Below are 18,130 nucleotides of genomic sequence, written 5' to 3'. Positions count from 1 at the left end.
CTAACACGCTCGCGGCGTGGCGTGCAGCGCGCCACGCCGTAAGCGTTATCACTCAACCGACCGACAATTGCAGATGCAGTTGCGAACGCGACGGGCCGCCCTCGGCCGCTTCGCTGGCGGCGTCGCGGTCCGATTGCGAGGACGGCGCGAGACGCGCGGTTTCGATGCGGTCGAGATACTCGGTCGTGACATCGCCGGTCACGTAATTGCCGTCGAAGCACGAGGCCTCGAATTCCTTCAGCGCCGGGTTGATATCGCGCACTGCCTGCTTCAGGGCGTCGACGTCCTGATAAACGAGATGGTCCGCGCCGATCATGCGCGCGACTTCGTCGTCCGTGCGGCCATGGGCGACGAGTTCGCCGCGCGTGGGCATGTCGATACCGTAGACGTTCGGGTACTTCACCGGCGGCGCCGCCGAAGCGAAGATCACCTTGTTCGCGCCTGCGTCGCGTGCCATCTGCACGATTTCGTGCGAGGTGGTGCCGCGCACGATCGAATCGTCGACGATCAGCACGTTCTTGCCCTTGAACTCGATGCCCATGGCGTTGAGCTTCTGGCGCACCGACTTCTTGCGCATCGCCTGGCCCGGCATGATAAAGGTGCGGCCCACGTAGCGGTTCTTGAAGAAGCCTTCGCGGTACTCGACGCCCAGCTTCTTGGCGACCTGCATCGCGGCCGGACGGGACGAATCGGGAATCGGCATCACGACGTCGATCTCGACGTCGGGCAATTCACGCTTGATCTTCTCGGCGAGGTAGTCGCCCATGCGCAAACGCACGTTGTAGACCGGCACGCCGTCGAGCACCGAGTCCGGACGCGCGAGATACACGAGTTCGAAAATACACGGGTTCAGGCTCGGGTTGGTCGCGCATTGCTGCGAGTGCAGGTTGCCTTCGAGGTCGATGAAAATGGCCTCGCCCGGCGCAATATCACGCACGAATTCGAAACCGATACCTTCGATCGCAACCGATTCCGACGCCAGTATCCACTCGACGCCTTCCGGCGTTTCCTGCTTGCCGAGGCACAGCGGGCGAATCCCGAACGGGTCGCGGAAACCGAGCAGGCCGTAGCCTGCAATCAGCGACACGATCGCGTACGAACCCCGCACCCGGCGATGCACGCCCGACACAGCCTTGAACAGCGCGGCCGGATCGAGTTGCAGGCTCGAACTGGAAAGCTGCAATTCGTGCGCGAGCACGTTGAGCATCACTTCCGTATCGGAGTTGGTGTTGATATGGCGGCGATCGATGCGGAACATCTCATCTTTCAGCTGCTGCCAGTTGGTCAGATTGCCGTTGTGCGCGAGGATGATGCCGAACGGCGCGTTCACGTAGAACGGCTGGGCTTCTTCTTCGCTCGATGCAGAACCGGCGGTCGGGTAACGGACCTGGCCGATCCCGGTGGTGCCGGGCAGGCTGCGCATGTTGCGCGTGCGGAACACGTCGCGCACCATGCCATTGGCCTTGTGCATGTGGAAATTGCTGCCGTTCGCGGTTGCGATGCCGGCGGCGTCCTGACCGCGGTGCTGCAGAAGCAGCAGGCTGTCATAGATCAGCTGATTGACCGGAGAGTGGGAAACTACGCCTACGATGCCGCACATGGCATGTCCTTCAAAGGTACGAAATTCGTAACGGCGGCCGGTGCCTGCAATGCTCCGCGTGAGTACGCGACGGTGCGTACAGGCAACCGGATTGCGCCGGAGTCCTGCAAGCTTCCCGTGGCCACCCGCCTGATCGTCACACGTGGACGTAGGCAGCGAGCGTCTCGGGAAGCAGCGGTTTCATTATGTGCACGCCCTCGACCGCATAGGGCCGAAGCAAGGCGTTGCGCCAGAATTCCTGTTGGGGCAGTTCGGTCAAGCCTGCAAGGGCGACCAGAATCAGCACCAGAATGACCCCGCGCACGAGGCCGAACATCAAACCGAGCGAGCGGTCCACGCCGCTCAAGCCGGTTGCCTGCACAATGCGGCTTAGCAATGCGTTCAGCACGCTTGCCACCAGCACCACGCCGATCACCACCAACGCGAACGCCAGAAGCCACTGGGTCAGCGCGCCCCCCGGCCACGTGGCAGGGATAAAAGGCACGACATACCCGACGAAGCGGCACGCAATGAAAAACGCCGCGATCCAGCCGATCAGCCCGAATATCTCGGACAAAAACCCGCGCCAGGTGCCGCGCAAGGCTGACAAACCGATCACCGCCATTACAGCGTAGTCGAAGGCAGTGAACATCGCTCGCTTACTGTGCAGCGCCGCTGTTCGCGCCCGACGTCAGGCCGGCCTCACGAACCTTCGCAATTGCGGCGGAAGCCGCTGCACGATCGGCGAACGGACCAGCGCGCAATAACGTGAGCGTCGAGCCGTCGGCCTGTTTCCGATGTTCGGTATATGCGGGCACACCAGCCGCTTTCAACTTGGCGGCCCAATTACGCGCGTTAGCGTCGTTCGCAAACGCGCCGAGCTGGACGGCAAAACGGCTGCCCGGCGGCGAAGCCGGCGTGCCGGAATTCGCATCGGCGCTCGCGGCGGCGGTATTCGTGCTGTCCGCGCTCGTTGCTGGCGCGGTCGCCACGCTTTGCGCGGCGGGCGCGGGTGTGTTGGTCGATTTGGCCGGCTTGGCGGGCGCCGTGTTGGCGGCAACGGCCGGTGCCTGCGCTTTCGCAGCCGGCTTGGCGGCAGGCGCGGCGCTGGTAGCGGCGCTCTGCTGCTTCGCCGCGCCGGACTGGCCTTGCGTGGCTGCCGTTGTCGGCGCCAGGCTGGAAGCGGCAAGTGCCGTATCAGGCGCCGGGTTATCCGGGGCTACGCCGGCCTGCGTATCTTCGTCGGTCTTGGCGACCTTCGGCGCAGGACGACTTGGAATGTCGATGGAGATGTCGTCCGTAACGGGCTTCGGGTGTGAATCCAGCACCATGGGCAGGACGACCACCGCCGCGACGACCAGTGCGATCGCGCCGACGAGCCTGCGCCGAGCACGCTGCTTTTCCGGCAACGTGGGGTCGAGCAGCATCGCATCGGCATCCACGGCGCGCTCCGTGCGGCGGGTTCGCCGCTCCACGCGCTCGCCACGAGCGGCCCGAGTGGAACTGGTATTTGCGCCGCGCCGGGTGGGCGCGTCGTCTTTCTTGCCGAACGAGAAAATTCCCATGAATCGCTTGGTTCGAGCCTGGCGCCCGTTCAGTGTTGCTGCGATTTACGGTAGGCCATAACGCCTGCTACCGTATAGAAACTGCCGAAAACCACGATTCTATCATTCTCTGACGCTCGTTTTAGCGCGTCTTGGAATGCCTCCGCCGGTGTTGCGTAGCGCGTCACGCTGCTGTCGTTGGCGTCGCTCACGCCCTGCTCGCGCAAAGCCGCTTCGAGTTCTTCCGCCGAAGCCGCACGCGGGGTCGGCAAATCGGTCACGCACCAGTGGTCGATTTCGCCTTTCAGATGGGTCAGTACGCCGGCAATGTCCTTATCGCGCATCGCGCCGAACACGGCGTAGGTGTACGGAAAAAAGCCCATATTGCCGAGGTTCTGCGCCAAAACCGCCGCAGCGTGAGGATTGTGGCCCACGTCGAGCACCACGGCGGGCTTGCCGGGCAGGACCTGGAAGCGTCCCGGCAATTCGACGTTGGCGAGGCCGAGCCGGATGTCCTGCGCCGACACGGGCAAACGGTCGCGCAGCGCTTCAAGAGCGGCCAGCGCAGCCGACGTGTTGATCAACTGATTCGCGCCGCGCAACGCCGGGTAGGCGAGCGCTGAACGGCGCATGGTCGGCCCTACATAACTCCATTGCTGGCGTTCGCTGCCCGCCTGCCCTTCGTAGCGGAAATCGCGGCCAAATAGCCACAGTTCGGCGCCAATCTTCTCGGCATGATCGATGAGGGTCTGCGGCGGCACCGGATCGGCGCAGATCGCCGGCTTGCCCGGACGGAAAATACCGGCTTTTTCAAAAGCGATCTTCTCGCGCGTGTCGCCGAGATATTCGGTGTGGTCGATATCGATGCTGGTAACGATCGCGCAATCCGCGTCGAGGATATTGACCGCGTCGAGGCGACCGCCCAGGCCGACTTCGAAAATGACCGCATCCAGGCCGCGCGAGGCGAACAGGCTCATGATCGCCAGCGTCGTGAATTCGAAGTAGGTCAGCGTGACCGGTTCGGCGAGGCTCAGGCGTGCGGCTTCGACGGCTTCGAAATGCGGCAGCAGGTCTGCGTCGCTCGCCATTTCACCATTCACGCGCGCCCGCTCGTTGAACGACAGCAAATGCGGCGACGTGTGGCAGCCAACCGTGAAGCCCGCGCGCAGCAAAATCGATTCGAGAATCGCGCAGGTCGAGCCCTTGCCGTTGGTGCCACCGACCGTGATGATCGGGCACTCAAACGACAACTTCATCGCGTCGCGTACCTGCGTGATACGGCCCAATCCCATGTCGATGCCGACAGGATGCGCGGATTCAAGGTGCGTGAGCCACGCGTCGAGGGTGGGGAATGTGGTCATCGAGTGAATCTGTGCTGCGTTGCGAGACCGTGATTATCCCGGAAATGACAACGCGCCGCTTGATGACTCTCGCGGCGCGCTATTTTTTTACTGCTTTTCCGACGGCCGCCGCGCCTGAAAGCGCACGGCACGGCATTGATATGAAGATTACGCGACCGCGTCAGCCGGCTGATGGCTCAACAGCGCCATCAATTGCGCGATTTCTTCGCGCAGCTTGCGACGGTCGACGATCATGTCGACCGCGCCCTTCGTCAGCAGGAACTCGGCACGCTGGAAGCCTTCCGGCAGCTTTTCGCGCACCGTTTGCTCGATCACGCGCGGGCCGGCGAAGCCGATCAGCGCCTTCGGCTCGGCAATCACCACGTCGCCCAGGAACGCGAAACTCGCCGACACGCCGCCCATGGTCGGATCGGTCAGCACAGAAATGAACGGCAGCTTGGCTTCGGCGAGCTTGGTCAGCATTGCCGTGGTCTTTGCCATTTGCATCAAAGAAAGCAGGCTTTCCTGCATCCGCGCGCCGCCGGAAGCGGTGAAGCAGATAAACGGCACCTTCTGTTCAAGCGCGTTCTGGGCGCCGCGCACGAAGCGCTCCCCAACTACCGAGCCCATCGAGCCGCCCATGAACGAGAACTCGAAGCATGCGACCACCACCGGCAGGGTGTGGATGGCGCCGCCCATCACGACCATGGCGTCGGTTTCGTCGGTGTCGTCCATCGCCTCTTTCAGGCGGTCCGGGTACTTGCGGCTGTCTTTGAACTTGAGCGCGTCGACCGGCACGATTTCCTGGCCGATCTCGTAGCGGCCTTCCGGATCGAGCAGGCTGTCGAGCCGCTCACGCGCGCCGATGCGCATGTGGTGGTCGCACTTCGGGCAAACGTGCAGATTGGCCTCGACGTCGTTGCGGTACAGCACGGCTTCGCACGACGGGCACTTGATCCACAGGCCTTCCGGAATCCCCTTGCGGTTCTTCGGGTCGGTTTGTTTGATTTTCGGCGGGAGCAGCTTATCGATCCAGCTCATATTGAATCCTTCTGGGGTCAGCGGTTGCGCAAACGGCGGGACAAACCCGCCGTTCACACTACAGACGACAAAAAATAACTGTTATCGGGCAGTCGCGACGCTGTCGATCGCCTCGCGCACCTCGGCGACGAAGCGCGTGAGCGTCTCGGCGGCAGCTTCAGGGGCCGCTTGTTCGAGCAACTGCACGATACGGCTGCCGATCACGACGGCATCGGACACTTCGGCCACCAGACGCGCTGTTTGCGCGTCGCGGATGCCGAAACCGACGCCCACCGGCAGGGGGACGTGCGACTTGATGGCCGGGATTTTACTCGCGATGCTGGAAACGTCCAGATTTGCCGCGCCGGTCACGCCCTTCAGCGACACATAATAGACGTAACCGCTCGCAATTTTACCGACTTGGGCGATACGTTCGGCCGTGGACGTGGGCGCAAGCAAAAAAATCGGATCGATGTCAGCAGATCGCATCTGTTCGGCGAAGTTAGCGCACTCTTCGGGCGGGTAGTCGACAACCAGCACGCCGTCCACCCCGGCTTCTTTCGCCGCCTTGGCGAAGGCCTCTGTGCCCATGCGCTCGATCGGGTTCGCGTAGCCCATCAGCACTACCGGCGTCTTGTCGTCGGTTTCGCGGAAGCGCTTCACGTCGGCCAGCACGTGACGCAGCGACACACCATGCGCCAGCGCGCGTTCGGACGACTGCTGGATCACCGGGCCGTCGGCCATCGGGTCGGAAAACGGCACGCCAAGTTCGATCACATCGGCGCCGCCGGCAGCGAGCGCGTGCATGAATTCGACCGTGCGAGCCGGATCCGGATCACCGGCCGTCATGAACGGAATCAGGCCTTTCTTACCCTGGGCGGACAACGCAGCAAACGTGTTCTTGATACGGGACATGGAATATTCTCGGATTTTTAAGCTACCGCGCGCTTATTGCGCCTCGGTTTGCCGCTCAGCCTTGGCCGCATTCTTGCGGGTTTTGCGGGCGGCAGTGGGCGCCGACGCGGCCGCGCTAACGCGTTCGCGCGCTATTGCGCAGTAACTTTCATTGATCTCATAGCCGACGAATTCGCGTTGCTGCCGGGCGCAAGCGACTGCGGTGGTGCCGCTGCCCATGAACGGGTCGAGCACGCGCCCGCCCTTCGGACAACTTGCCAGCACCATCCGCTCGACAATTTCCAGAGGCTTCTGGGTCGGGTGATCGACGCGCTCGGCATGTTGCCGATGCAGCCGCGATACCGACCAGACATCCTTGGGATTATAGCCAAGCTCCAGCCACTTACTGCCTTCGAACAATTTACGCGAACGCGCCTTCTTCGTGACGGCATCGTACGGGATGCGGACGGGATCGAGATCGAAAAAGTAATCTTTCGACACCGCGAAAAAGCCGATGTTGTCGTGCACCGAGGTGAAACGGCGCACCGTTCCGCCCATACTCGGCACACGCCGGTCCCAGATGATTTCGTTGATCATCGTGAGTTTTGTCTTCAGGAAGCTAAAGATTTCCGGCGCGTACTGCCATGTGCAGAAAATATAGAGCGAACCCGACGGCTTGAGCTTCGGAATAGCCAGCTCGAGCCAGCCACGCGTCCAGGCGAGAAAATCCTCGCCGGAACGCATGTCGGAGTCGTTGCCATAATCCTTGCCGAGCCCATAAGGCGGATCGCACAGGATCAGGTCAATCGACCCGTCGGGAATGTTCGACACATCGGACAAAAAATCGCGGTTCAACAGCCGGATACTGGCGGGCACCTGCGGCAGCAAGGGTGCAGGCGCCTCGGCCACCACGACCTCGGCGACCGGGGTCGTGCTTTCAAGTGCCGGTTGCGGCTCGTCGAACTCGTCGCGCATCGTCGCGGCGCTCAGAACTGAATGCCCGATCGCTCAGCGACCGTATGCATGTCCTTGTCGCCGCGGCCCGACAGATTGACCAGAAGCACCTTGTCCTTCGGCAGTGTCGGCGCGAGCTTCGCTGCATAGGCCAGTGCGTGACTGGATTCCAATGCCGGAATAATGCCTTCGATGCGACAGCAATCGTGGAATCCCTTAAGCGCCTCTTCGTCGGTGATGCTGACATATTGCGCGCGCTTGCTGTCTTTTAGCCATGCATGCTCAGGACCGACGCCCGGATAATCCAGACCGGCCGAGATCGAATGCGTCTCGATGATCTGCCCGTTCTCGTCTTGCAGAAGATAAGTGCGGTTGCCATGCAGCACACCCGGACTGCCGCCGATCAGCGAGGCCGCGTGACGGCCAGTTTCGATCCCGTCACCGGCAGGCTCAACGCCAATCAACTGAACAGAAGTGTCGTCAATGTACGGGTAAAAGATACCCATTGCATTCGAACCACCGCCAACGCACGCAATTACAGCATCCGGTTGACGGCCCACCAGTTCGGGCATCTGCACCTTGCACTCGTCGCCGATCACGCGCTGGAAGTCGCGCACCATCATCGGATACGGGTGCGGTCCCGCCACTGTGCCGATGATGTAGAAGGTATTTTCGACGTTGGTCACCCAGTCGCGCATCGCTTCATTGAGCGCGTCCTTCAGCGTGCGCGAGCCCGACTGCACGGGCACGACGCTCGCACCGAGCAGTTTCATCCGATAGACGTTGGCGGCCTGGCGGCGCACGTCTTCCTCGCCCATGTAGACCACGCATTCCATGCCGAAGCGCGCCGCGATGGTCGCGGTCGCCACACCGTGTTGGCCCGCGCCGGTTTCCGCGATCACGCGCGGTTTGCCCATGCGCTTTGCGAGCAGCGCCTGGCCGATCACGTTATTGATCTTGTGCGCGCCGGTGTGATTCAGATCTTCCCGCTTGAGGAAAATCTGCGCGCCGCCGAGCATTTCGCTCCAGCGCTGTGCGTGATAAATCGGGGACGGACGACCCACGAAATGCTTCAGTTCGCGCTCGTATTCGGCGACGAATTGCGGGTCTTTCTGATATTTCTCATATGCGGCACGCAGCTCGCTGAGTGCATGAACCAGCGTTTCGGCAACGAACACGCCGCCATATGGGCCGAAATGGCCTCTTTCGTCAGGCAAGTTATACATGGTGATCACTCTTCTCAGTGTGGCGCGCGGTTGTCATGGGAGAAACCGCGCCGCCTGAATCATTCAGCGTCCGCCGCGCGCACTGCGCGTACGAACGCCGACATCCGGGCGTGATCTTTCACGCCCCGGGCGCCCGGTACTTCGATGCCGCTCGAGACATCGACCGCGTACGGGCGCACGCGATGGATCGCATCACTGACGTTTTGCGCGTTCAACCCACCACTCAAAACGGCCCGACGCGCGAGCTCTGCTGGAATAAGTGACCAATCGAAAACCTTCCCGCCGCCGCCATAGCCTTCGACATGGGTGTCGAACAGAAGGCCATTGGCTGCTGAATAGTTAAGCGCTGATTTTACCAAATCTGCCGGTTGAGTATCCGCCGCAACCCGCAAAGCACGCAACCAAGGCAAACCCGCAAGACTGGCGAGCGATTCGCATTGCGCGACGGTTTCGTCGCCGTGGAACTGCAGCAGCGTGAGCCCGACGTTACTGACGACTTCGCGAATCCAGTCCTGCGTCGGGTTCACGAATAAGCCGACTACCGACACGAACGGCGGCACATCGTGCACCAGTTCGACGGCCTGCGCGACGCTCACCGAACGCGCGCTCGGCGGATAAAACACGAGGCCGATCGCGTCGGCGCCGAGGTCGATCGCGTACGCCACGTCTTCCGGCTTCGACAGGCCGCACAGCTTGATACGCGTACGATGCGGCACGGCGTGTTGCGATGCGCCCGCGTGAGCTTCGGCCGCCAGGTTTTCGGTTGATTTCATGGTTTCGCTTGCTCGGTCCATACAGTACTCCAGGGCACGCTGCCGGTGTGCGGCGCGGGCACGGCGAATTGCTCAGGATAGCCCACCTGCGCCAGATACAGGCCGTCAGGCATGAAAGTCGGCGCAGCACAATCGCGATCGCGGCTGGCGAGCACCTCTGCCATCCATTCGGCCGGATGGCGTCCCCGGCCGATGTCGACGAGACAACCCATCAGGTTGCGCACCATATGATGCAGGAACGCGTTTGCCCGGAAGCGGAAATGAACGAAGTCTCCCTGTTGCAGGATGTCGATCTGATACAGATGCTTGACCGGCGTCTTCGCCTGACATTGCGACGAGCGAAACGCCGAAAAATCGTGCTCGCCAATCAGATGAGCGGTGGCAGCCCGCATGGCGTCGACGTCGAGCGGCGTATGCACCCAGCCAGCCCGCGTGGCCTGCATCGGCGAACGGAACGGATGGACGTACAGGACGTAGTAATACGTGCGTTCGAACGCCGAAAAGCGCGCGTGGAACTCATCCGGCATTGGCTTGGCCCATTGCACGGCGATCGTCTTTGGCAGAAACGCATTGGTGCCGCGAATCCACGAAAAATCCGTGCGATCGAGTTCCGTGTCGAAATGCACCACCTGGCCCAGGCCGTGCACGCCGGTATCCGTGCGACCGGCTACAACGGTTTGCACGGGCGTTTGTGCGAACTCGCGCAACGCCCGTTCGAGCTCATCCTGCACGGTTTTGCCGTGCGGCTGCGACTGCCAGCCACAAAATGCCGAACCGTCGTACTGGACGCCTAGCGCAATACGCTTCACGACAACGGCGCAAGCGTCGAGAGCAGCGCGCGGGCCTCGGTGCGCGTGGCCGGATCGTTCGCTTCGATCACTTCGTTGATGAGCACGCGCGCGCCGGACAGATCGCCGAGGTCAATATATTCGGCGGCCAGATCGAGCTTGTTACGGGCGATGCGGGTGAGATCGGCCGATGTGAAAACGGGCAGGGGCTGAGCCGGACTCGGCGGCAATTCAAGGTCGAAATCGAGCTTCAACGCACCGAAGCCGACCGCGCCCAGGCCTGCGACGGCTGCATGACCAGCGGTGCCCGCGGAGATTTCGTCGGCGGCGTGCGGGACGTCGTCCGGATCGTGCGGCGCCACGGCTTGCCGCGCGGTGCTTTCTGGCGATGCGACCGGCTGGGTCGCAAGCGATTCGGGCGTGCCCAGCGCTGCGTCGGGCAATTCGATGCGCGGCGGCAACGGCATGTCGAGACTGCTGAACGCATCGACGGCGTCACGCGGAAACTCGGACGGCACGGACAGCGCGGGCGGAACTTGCGCGACCGGTGCCGGCTCGGCGTGCGACGCTTCATGAGGCGTCGCGGTTTCGACTTGCTGAGGGGGCTGCGGTTGCGTCTCCACAAGCGGATTGCCGAATGGCGAAGTCGTATGCGGCTCGACCGGCTGCTGTGTGAAATCGATGACCGGAGCCGGCGTGTCGAGCGGGTGCGGCGAATCAGCGGACAGGTCGTTCTTCGGCTCGGCCAGCGGCACGCTTGATGCCGGCTCGTCATCCCATTGCAGACGGTGCGGAGGCACCTCTTCCGGGAAGGCCTCATTAACCGGCTCAAGCGGCGTGCGCGGCAACGCGTCTGCGCCGAGTTCCGCCGCAGCAGCGAGGCTCGCAGCCGTGGTCGCGCCGTCGAGGTTTTCGTGATGAGCGGACGGAAGCGGTTCGGCCGTCGGACCGCCTTGGGCAGCCGACGTGAGCTCCGAATTCCGTTGCTCGTCTGGTTCGATGGGGGTAGGCGCCGGGTGGCTTTCCTGCAACACGTGTTGAGGCGTGTTGAGATCTTGCGCAGGCAAGTCGGTGTGCAGTTGGCGGGCAACGGCCTCATGTTCCGCTGCAGCTTGTTCTGCGGCTTCACGCTCCGCTGTTGCACGTTCCTGATCCGCATGGTCGGTTGCGGCTTGTTCCGCCGCCGCATGCTCCGCCCTTTCCCGCTCCGCTGCCTCACGCTCTGCCGCCGCGCGAATTTCCGCTGCGCGCTCCGCTGCCACGCGTTCTGCCGTTTCCCGCGCCGCTGCGTCAGCTTCCGCCGCCTCCCGGTCAGCCGGCGTCAGCGTTACTGCGTATCCTTGCGCCGCTTCGCCGCCTGCGTCCGACGCTTCGGGCGCCGGGGTCGGCTCGTGCGTCGAACCGGCTTCCTGTAACTCTGCCGCTCGGGCGGCAGCCGCCGCCGCATCGGCTGCCAGCGTACCCTCAGTCGCGGCAACGGCGACGCGCTTACGCCGACGCATGCGGAAAGCCGCCAACAGTACGACCAAAGCCGCACCGATTGCCGCCGCTATGCTCAAATTCGTTTGCGAGATGCCGGTGTCATTCGACGTGGAAGTCGGCACGGCGCCATTGCTAGAAATCGCAGCCGCGGACGAAGCGCCTGTGGCCGGCTGCACCGTGTTCGTCGAAGGCTTGACCGGCGCGGCAGGCGAACCGCCGATACCATGTTTTTGCAATTCCATCAGCACGCGGTTTTTCAGCGCGAGCAATTGCTGCAGGCTGGACACCTGCGCGCGCGGTTGCGACGCCGACTGCGCGGCGGCCGTTGCCGGCGTGGCTGCTGTGGCCGCCGACGCGCCTTCGGCCGCCTCGCTGGCGGAAGGCTGGATCGCACCCGACCAGACATGGGCGCCGCTGCCCGGCAACGCGGCCGCAGCTTGTGAGCCCGCCGCTGGCGCTGCCGGAGCCATCCCCGCCGCTGTCGAGCTGCCCGGCGCAACCGGACTGGCTCCAACCGTCGAGCTGCCCGCTTCTGAAACCGCCGCCGTGGCTGGTGCTGCCGCGCGAGCCGCGGCACTTGCCGCGCTTGCAGCAGCGGCATTGACCTGTGCCACGCCGCTTGCGGCGCCGACCACCGCACCGGCCGGCGCTGCATTCGGCGCGGAAGCCGACGTCACCGGCGCAGCCGATGGTGCGGCAGACGCAGACCCCGCCACCGGCGCGGAAGCGGCCAGCGCGCCCGATGCATCCAGTGCCGGAATCGTCAGCAGCGCGCCGACGCGCATCCGGCTCGGGTCATGACTCATGAAGGCATTCGGATTCGCATCGAACAGCGCGCGCGAAGCACGTGCGAGCGTCCCCTTGTCATGCGATTGGGTGACGGCGATCGCCACGTCGTTCAGCGACTGCCCGGGTCGCACCGTATATTGGCTCCCGGCGGCATAAGACACGGAGGCGCCCTCCGGCGCGCTTGCGGCGTCACCGGGCGCGGCCATCGCGCTATTCATGCCGGCACCGGCCAATGCAAACGCCAAAGCGGCTGCGGCCGTCAGTCGGCCGGTAGCTTGATGCATAAACATAGCCCGAAGGGAGGAGAATCGAAGGTTCATCGGGACCCCTGGCGCGTCAGCGCGCAGCCCTTTTTTGCGGTTGGAAAGAGACAAGATAATCGGAGCACAATGAAAAAAGCGCCGCGCAAGCGCGACGCTTCTTGAGTTTTCTACGCGTCGTGAGCGCGTAGTTTACTTTACTTGTCGAGCACAATGCGAAGCATGCGACGCAGCGGTTCCGCCGCGCCCCACAGCAGCTGATCGCCGACCGTGAAGGCCGACAGATATTCGCCGCCCATCGCCAGTTTGCGCACCCGGCCGACCGGTACCGTCAGGGTGCCTGTGACTACCGCCGGGGACAGATCGCGCATCGACGCTTCGCGTTCGTTCGGCACGACCTTGACCCAATCGTTGCCCGACGCGAGGATGCTGTTCACTTCGTCCAGCGGCACATCCTTGTTCAGCTTGATGGTCAGCGCCTGCGAGTGGCAGCGCATCGCGCCGATCCGCACGCACAGGCCATCCACCGGGATCGAACCCGGCGTACCCATGGCCGGCTTGCCGAGAATCTTGTTGGTTTCCGCGCCGCCCTTCCATTCTTCTTTCGACATGCCGTTGCCGAGATCCTTGTCGATCCACGGAATCAGCGAGCCGGCGAGCGGCACGCCGAAGTTGTCGGTCGGCATGCGGTCGCTGTTCATGGCGCTCAACACGCGGCGGTCGATATCGAGAATCGCCGACGACGGATCAGCCAGATCTTCCTTGGCCGCACCGTACAGCGTGCCCATTTGTTGCAGCAGTTCGCGCATGTTTTGCGCGCCCGCGCCCGAAGCGGCCTGATACGTCATGGCCGTCATCCAGTCGACGAGGTTTTCGCGGAACAGGCCGCCCAGCGCCATCAGCATCAGGCTGACCGTGCAGTTGCCGCCGATGAAATTCTTCTGGCCCTTGACCAGCGCGTTCTTGATCACGTCGAGGTTGACCGGATCGAGAATGATGACTGCGTCGTCCTTCATGCGCAGCGACGAAGCCGCGTCGATCCAGTAGCCGTTCCAGCCCGCTGCGCGCAGCTTCGGGAACACCTCATTGGTGTAATCGCCGCCCTGGCAGGAGATGATTGCTTCGCACTTCTTCAGGTCTTCGATGCTTGTCGCATCTTTGAGCTTGGTCTCGTTTTTGGCGAACGACGGCGCGTTGCCGCCCGCGTTGCTGGTGCTGAAAAACACCGGTTCGATCAAGTCGAAATCGCCTTCCTGTTGCATACGTTGCATCAGGACGCTGCCGACCATACCGCGCCAACCTACGAGACCTACGTTCATGACTTCATACCCTTCGAATGGAAACTTCCCCGCATCTTTGCCCGCAGTGACCGCGCGGGGAAGATGAGCGGGCACGACGGACGATCAGCGTTTCGTGATCGTTTTCGGGGTAATCGTTTTTGTGGTGGTAATGGCGAGCTCAACCACACGGGCCGTTTTGCCGTGCAGTTTCGAAATCGAGGAGATTTGAGCCGTCTGTGCCATCGCTACAATATACACGAAAACCGGAATCTGGCGACGCGATTGTCTGCCGCTATCGTTCGTATCACGCGCGAATCGGCCTGTTTTTAGGCCGATTCGCGTTTTAAAGGCCGCTTTGACGATCGTCTGGCGATCTGACGGCCACCTGCCTTTTATTGCCTTACAGCGCCGCGACCACCGCATCGCCCATGGCGACGGTGCCGACCTGCTTGCAACCCGGCGTGAGAATGTCGCCGGTGCGGAAACCTTGCTCCAGCACCTTCTTCACCGCATTTTCGATGCGATCCGCCTGCTCCGCCTTGTTCAGCGAGTAACGCAGCATCATCGCCGCCGACAGAATCGTGGCCAGCGGATTGGCCACGCCCTTGCCGGCGATATCCGGTGCCGAACCGTGCGACGGCTCGTACAAGCCCTTGTTGTTCTTGTCGAGCGACGCTGACGGCAGCATGCCGATCGAACCCGTCAGCATGGCGGCTTCGTCGGAGAGAATGTCGCCGAACATGTTGCCGGTCACGACCACGTCAAACGCCTTCGGCGCCTTGACCAATTGCATCGCGGCATTGTCGACGTACATGTGCGACAACTCGACGTCCGCGTATTCCTTCGAAACGTCGATCATCACGTCACGCCAGAACTGCGACGTTTCGAGCACATTGGCCTTGTCCACGCTCGTCAGCCGTTTCTGACGCTTTTGCGCCGCCTGAAACGCCACGTGCGCGATGCGGCGTACTTCGGGTTCCGAATAACGCATCGTGTCGAAGCCTTCTTTCGCGCCTTCGAACAGCCCGTCCGGCGACGAACGCACGCCACGCGGCGCGCCGAAGTAAATGTCGCCATTCAGTTCGCGCACGATCAGGATGTCGAGACCCGAAACGATTTCTTCTTTCAACGACGAAGCGCCCGTCAGTTGCGGATAGCAGATTGCCGGACGGAAGTTCGCGAACAGATGCAGATGCTTGCGCAGACCGAGAATGGCCTGCTCGGGGCGCAGCGCGCGTTCGAGCGAGTCGTACTTCCAGTCGCCGACGGCGCCGAACAGGATCGCGTCGGCTTCCTTCGCCAGCGCCAGCGTCGAATCGGGAAGCGGGTGGCCCTTGGCTTCGTAGCCCGCGCCGCCAACCGGCGCTTCTTCGAGCTCGAACTTTTCGCCGAGCACGTTCAGGACCTTCACGGCCTCCTTGACGATTTCGGGACCGATGCCGTCGCCCGGCAAGACTGCGATCTTCATGCGAATTCCTTGATGGTTTTCCTGGAAACTGTTGAGCGTGAATAAGCGAGCCATAGGGCTCTAAGGCTTGTCTGCCTTTAACCGACGATGCGGTGATTCAGCCACGGCTGCTTCGCGATCCGCTCGGCTTCGAACTGGCGAATCTTGTCGGCATGACGCAGCGTGAGGCCGATATCGTCAAAGCCGTTCAGCAGGCAGTACTTGCGGAAGCCCGCGACTTCGAACGGATACGCGGTGTTGCCATCCGTTGTGCGTACGACTTGCGCGTCCAGGTCGATAGTCAACTGGAAGCCATTGAATGCGTACGTTTCGTTGAACAGGTGATCGACTTGCTGCTCGGTCAGCACGATCGGCAGCAGCCCGTTCTTGAAGCAGTTGTTGTAGAAAATATCGGCGAAGCTCGGCGCGATGATCGCGCGGAAGCCGTATTGCTGCAGCGCCCACGGCGCATGCTCACGCGAGCTGCCGCAGCCGAAGTTCTTGCGCGCCAACAGCACCGACGCGCCCTGATAGCGCGGCTGATTCAGCACGAAATCCGGATTCAGCGGACGCTTCGAATTGTCCTGACCCGGCTCGCCGTGGTCGAGGTAACGCCATTCGTCGAACGCGTTCGGGCCAAAGCCCGTGCGCTTGATCGACTTCAGGAATTGCTTAGGAATGATCGCGTCCGTGTCGACGTTCTCGCGATCGAGCGGCGCCACGACGCCGGTATGTACGATGAATTTATCCATGACGCTTGCGCCTGTTTCAAGACCGGGCGATGCGCGCGGCGGCCGGAAAGCCGCTCGCCGCATTGCCGGCAAAAAATCAAAAACCGCTTATTTGTCAGCGTGATTGCTGATCGAATTGCCGAGGTGCGACATGTCCTCGCCGAATCCGTGCACCGTGTTGCAACCGGCCAGACCGAGCAATAGCCCGGCTAGCGTACCGAGTGCGAAGCGGCGCAATAGAGTGGTGCGATTCATGTTTTTCATCATGCGTGTTTATCCAAGCTTGCGAATATCGACGAAATGCCCTTCGATAGCCGCAGCGGCAGCCATCGCGGGGCTCACGAGGTGGGTACGGCCACCGGCGCCCTGACGACCTTCGAAATTACGATTCGACGTGGATGCGCAACGCTCGCCCGGATCCAGCCGGTCGGCGTTCATCGCGAGACACATCGAGCAACCGGGCTCACGCCATTCGAAACCGGCGTCCGTAAAGACCTTGTCGAGGCCTTCGCGTTCCGCTTGCGCCTTCACCAGACCCGAACCCGGCACGACCATGGCCAGACGGATGTTCGGCGCAACGCGACGGCCGAGCTTCTTTACGACGTAGGCCGCGGCGCGAATGTCTTCAATGCGCGCGTTGGTGCACGACCCAATGAAGATTTTATCCGGCTTGATGGATTCGATCGGCGCATTCGGTTCGAGCGCCATGTACTTCAGTGCGCGTTCCATGGCATCGCGCTTGACCGGGTCTTTTTCGCGTTCCGGGTCCGGCACACGGCCGTCCACGGCGGTGACCATTTCCGGCGAGGTGCCCCACGTGACTTGCGGCACGATCTCCGCGGCGTTCAGTTCGACCACGCGATCGAATTGCGCACCTTCGTCCGACTTGAACTGTTTCCAGTACTCAACCGCATGGTCCCACTCGACGCCCGTCGGCGAGAACGGACGGCCCTTCAGGTATTCGATCGTGGTGTCGTCGACAGCGACCATGCCGGCGCGCGCGCCCGCTTCGATCGCCATGTTGCAGACCGTCATGCGGCCTTCCATGGACAGCGCGCGAATCGTCGAACCGCCGAATTCGATCGCGTAGCCCGTGCCGCCTGCCGTGCCGATCTTGCCGATGATCGCGAGCACGATGTCTTTGGCGGTACAACCGCGCGGCAACGGGCCCTCGACCTTCACCAGCATGTTCTTGCTCTTCTTCTGCAAGAGCGTTTGCGTGGCCAGCACGTGCTCGACTTCCGAGGTGCCGATGCCGTGCGCCAACGCGCCGAACGCGCCGTGCGTGGACGTGTGCGAGTCGCCGCAGACGATGGTCATGCCCGGCAGCGTAGCGCCCTGCTCCGGCCCGATGATATGCACGATGCCCTGGCGCAGATCGTTCATCTTGAACTGCGTGATGCCGTAGGCGTCGCAGTTCGTGTCGAGCGTATCGACTTGCAGCTTGGAAACCGGATCGGCAATGCCGTGGCTGCGATCCGTGGTGGGCACGTTGTGGTCCGACACCGCCAGGTTCGCGCTGATGCGCCACACCGGGCGCTCAGCCAGTTTCAGGCCTTCGAACGCCTGAGGGCTGGTCACTTCGTGCAGCAGGTGACGGTCGATATAAAGAATCGTCGTACCGTCTTCTTCCGTGTGGACCACATGTGTGTTCCACAATTTGTCGTAGAGAGTCTGTGCCATGGTATGCGGGGTAGTAATGACTGCGGGCTGACTGTGTCAGTCGATTATGCCATGCAGAACCGCGCCATGGGACCATCAATCATGGAAAAAACCGATAAAAAACAGAGAGTTGGGTGGTAGTGTCGATACCTGTATGGGTGTTACCCGGCATGGGATGACGTGGCGTGCGCGATGCAGCGGCACGCATGTTCAAAGGGTTGGCGCGATGTACCGCCTCATGCGCTGACACGCCCATCCGCATAGGCTCGGTTCGATACTTAAGATCGAACCCCATTTGCCGCGCACAGGTTCCGCGCGCCCCAAACAAAACGCCCCAACGGTTAAGCCGTTGGGGCGTTTT

At 62.4% G+C, this 18,130-nt stretch carries 16 protein-coding genes; all 16 read right to left on the bottom strand.

Annotated elements, in window-relative coordinates; all coding sequences use genetic code 11:
• Positions 1 to 52: 52 nt before the first annotated feature.
• A complete protein-coding gene (purF, locus tag AC57B6_RS22795; protein WP_028196128.1) occupies positions 53 to 1,600 on the bottom strand; it encodes an amidophosphoribosyltransferase in 1,548 nt (515 codons plus the stop codon).
• Positions 1,601 to 1,736: 136 nt separating this feature from the next.
• On the bottom strand, positions 1,737 to 2,231 hold the full coding sequence (locus AC57B6_RS22790; protein ID WP_028196127.1) for a CvpA family protein: 495 nt from the start codon (positions 2,229 to 2,231) through the stop codon (positions 1,737 to 1,739).
• Positions 2,232 to 2,238: 7 nt separating this feature from the next.
• Complete coding sequence (locus AC57B6_RS22785; protein WP_496422151.1) at positions 2,239 to 3,144, bottom strand: SPOR domain-containing protein; 906 nt, start codon at positions 3,142 to 3,144, stop codon at positions 2,239 to 2,241.
• A 29-nt stretch (positions 3,145 to 3,173) separates the two neighbouring features.
• The gene (gene folC / locus AC57B6_RS22780; protein WP_028196125.1) at positions 3,174 to 4,484 is read right to left on the bottom strand and encodes a bifunctional tetrahydrofolate synthase/dihydrofolate synthase; all 1,311 of its coding nucleotides are present in this window, start codon (positions 4,482 to 4,484) and stop codon (positions 3,174 to 3,176) included.
• A 147-nt stretch (positions 4,485 to 4,631) separates the two neighbouring features.
• Positions 4,632 to 5,504 carry an acetyl-CoA carboxylase, carboxyltransferase subunit beta gene (accD, locus tag AC57B6_RS22775; RefSeq protein ID WP_028196124.1) on the bottom strand — a complete coding sequence of 291 codons (873 nt, stop codon included), beginning with the start codon at positions 5,502 to 5,504 and terminating at the stop codon, positions 4,632 to 4,634.
• Between the two features lie 81 nt (positions 5,505 to 5,585).
• The gene (gene trpA, locus AC57B6_RS22770; protein ID WP_444514287.1) at positions 5,586 to 6,398 is read right to left on the bottom strand and encodes a tryptophan synthase subunit alpha; all 813 of its coding nucleotides are present in this window, start codon (positions 6,396 to 6,398) and stop codon (positions 5,586 to 5,588) included.
• 33 nt (positions 6,399 to 6,431) lie between these two features.
• Positions 6,432 to 7,352, bottom strand: a complete 921-nt coding sequence (locus AC57B6_RS22765) for a DNA-methyltransferase (protein WP_216751767.1) — start codon at positions 7,350 to 7,352, stop codon at positions 6,432 to 6,434.
• Between the two features lie 11 nt (positions 7,353 to 7,363).
• A complete protein-coding gene (gene trpB / locus AC57B6_RS22760; protein WP_183797035.1) occupies positions 7,364 to 8,557 on the bottom strand; it encodes a tryptophan synthase subunit beta in 1,194 nt (397 codons plus the stop codon).
• 59 nt (positions 8,558 to 8,616) lie between these two features.
• The gene (locus tag AC57B6_RS22755) at positions 8,617 to 9,330 is read right to left on the bottom strand and encodes a phosphoribosylanthranilate isomerase (RefSeq protein WP_496422150.1); all 714 of its coding nucleotides are present in this window, start codon (positions 9,328 to 9,330) and stop codon (positions 8,617 to 8,619) included.
• The gene (truA, locus tag AC57B6_RS22750; RefSeq protein WP_278496700.1) at positions 9,327 to 10,139 is read right to left on the bottom strand and encodes a tRNA pseudouridine(38-40) synthase TruA; all 813 of its coding nucleotides are present in this window, start codon (positions 10,137 to 10,139) and stop codon (positions 9,327 to 9,329) included. Before truA ends, AC57B6_RS22755 begins: the two co-directional genes overlap by 4 nt.
• Positions 10,136 to 12,679, bottom strand: coding sequence for a motility hub landmark protein FimV (locus AC57B6_RS22745; RefSeq protein ID WP_496422149.1), 2,544 nt, complete (start codon positions 12,677 to 12,679; stop codon positions 10,136 to 10,138). The genes truA and AC57B6_RS22745 overlap by 4 nt, the downstream gene beginning before the upstream one ends.
• A 167-nt stretch (positions 12,680 to 12,846) precedes the next feature.
• On the bottom strand, positions 12,847 to 13,968 hold the full coding sequence (asd, locus tag AC57B6_RS22740; protein ID WP_027805102.1) for an aspartate-semialdehyde dehydrogenase: 1,122 nt from the start codon (positions 13,966 to 13,968) through the stop codon (positions 12,847 to 12,849).
• 361 nt (positions 13,969 to 14,329) lie between these two features.
• Entirely contained in the window at positions 14,330 to 15,397 is a 1,068-nt protein-coding gene (gene leuB, locus AC57B6_RS22735; protein WP_028196117.1) for a 3-isopropylmalate dehydrogenase, read from the bottom strand.
• Positions 15,398 to 15,474: 77 nt separating this feature from the next.
• Positions 15,475 to 16,128, bottom strand: a complete 654-nt coding sequence (gene leuD, locus AC57B6_RS22730; protein WP_028196116.1) for a 3-isopropylmalate dehydratase small subunit — start codon at positions 16,126 to 16,128, stop codon at positions 15,475 to 15,477.
• 87 nt (positions 16,129 to 16,215) lie between these two features.
• A complete protein-coding gene (locus tag AC57B6_RS22725) occupies positions 16,216 to 16,374 on the bottom strand; it encodes an entericidin A/B family lipoprotein (RefSeq protein WP_028196115.1) in 159 nt (52 codons plus the stop codon).
• Between the two features lie 6 nt (positions 16,375 to 16,380).
• Positions 16,381 to 17,790: a 3-isopropylmalate dehydratase large subunit gene (leuC, locus tag AC57B6_RS22720; RefSeq protein ID WP_028196114.1), complete on the bottom strand. Its 1,410-nt coding sequence runs from the start codon at positions 17,788 to 17,790 to the stop codon at positions 16,381 to 16,383.
• Positions 17,791 to 18,130 lie beyond the last annotated feature (340 nt).

The organism is Paraburkholderia sp. BGA-UO-ETr-F12 (genome assembly GCF_059567945.1).
The sequence above is the reverse complement of the archived record's forward strand: the minus strand, read 5'-3'. Positions and strand labels throughout refer to the sequence as shown.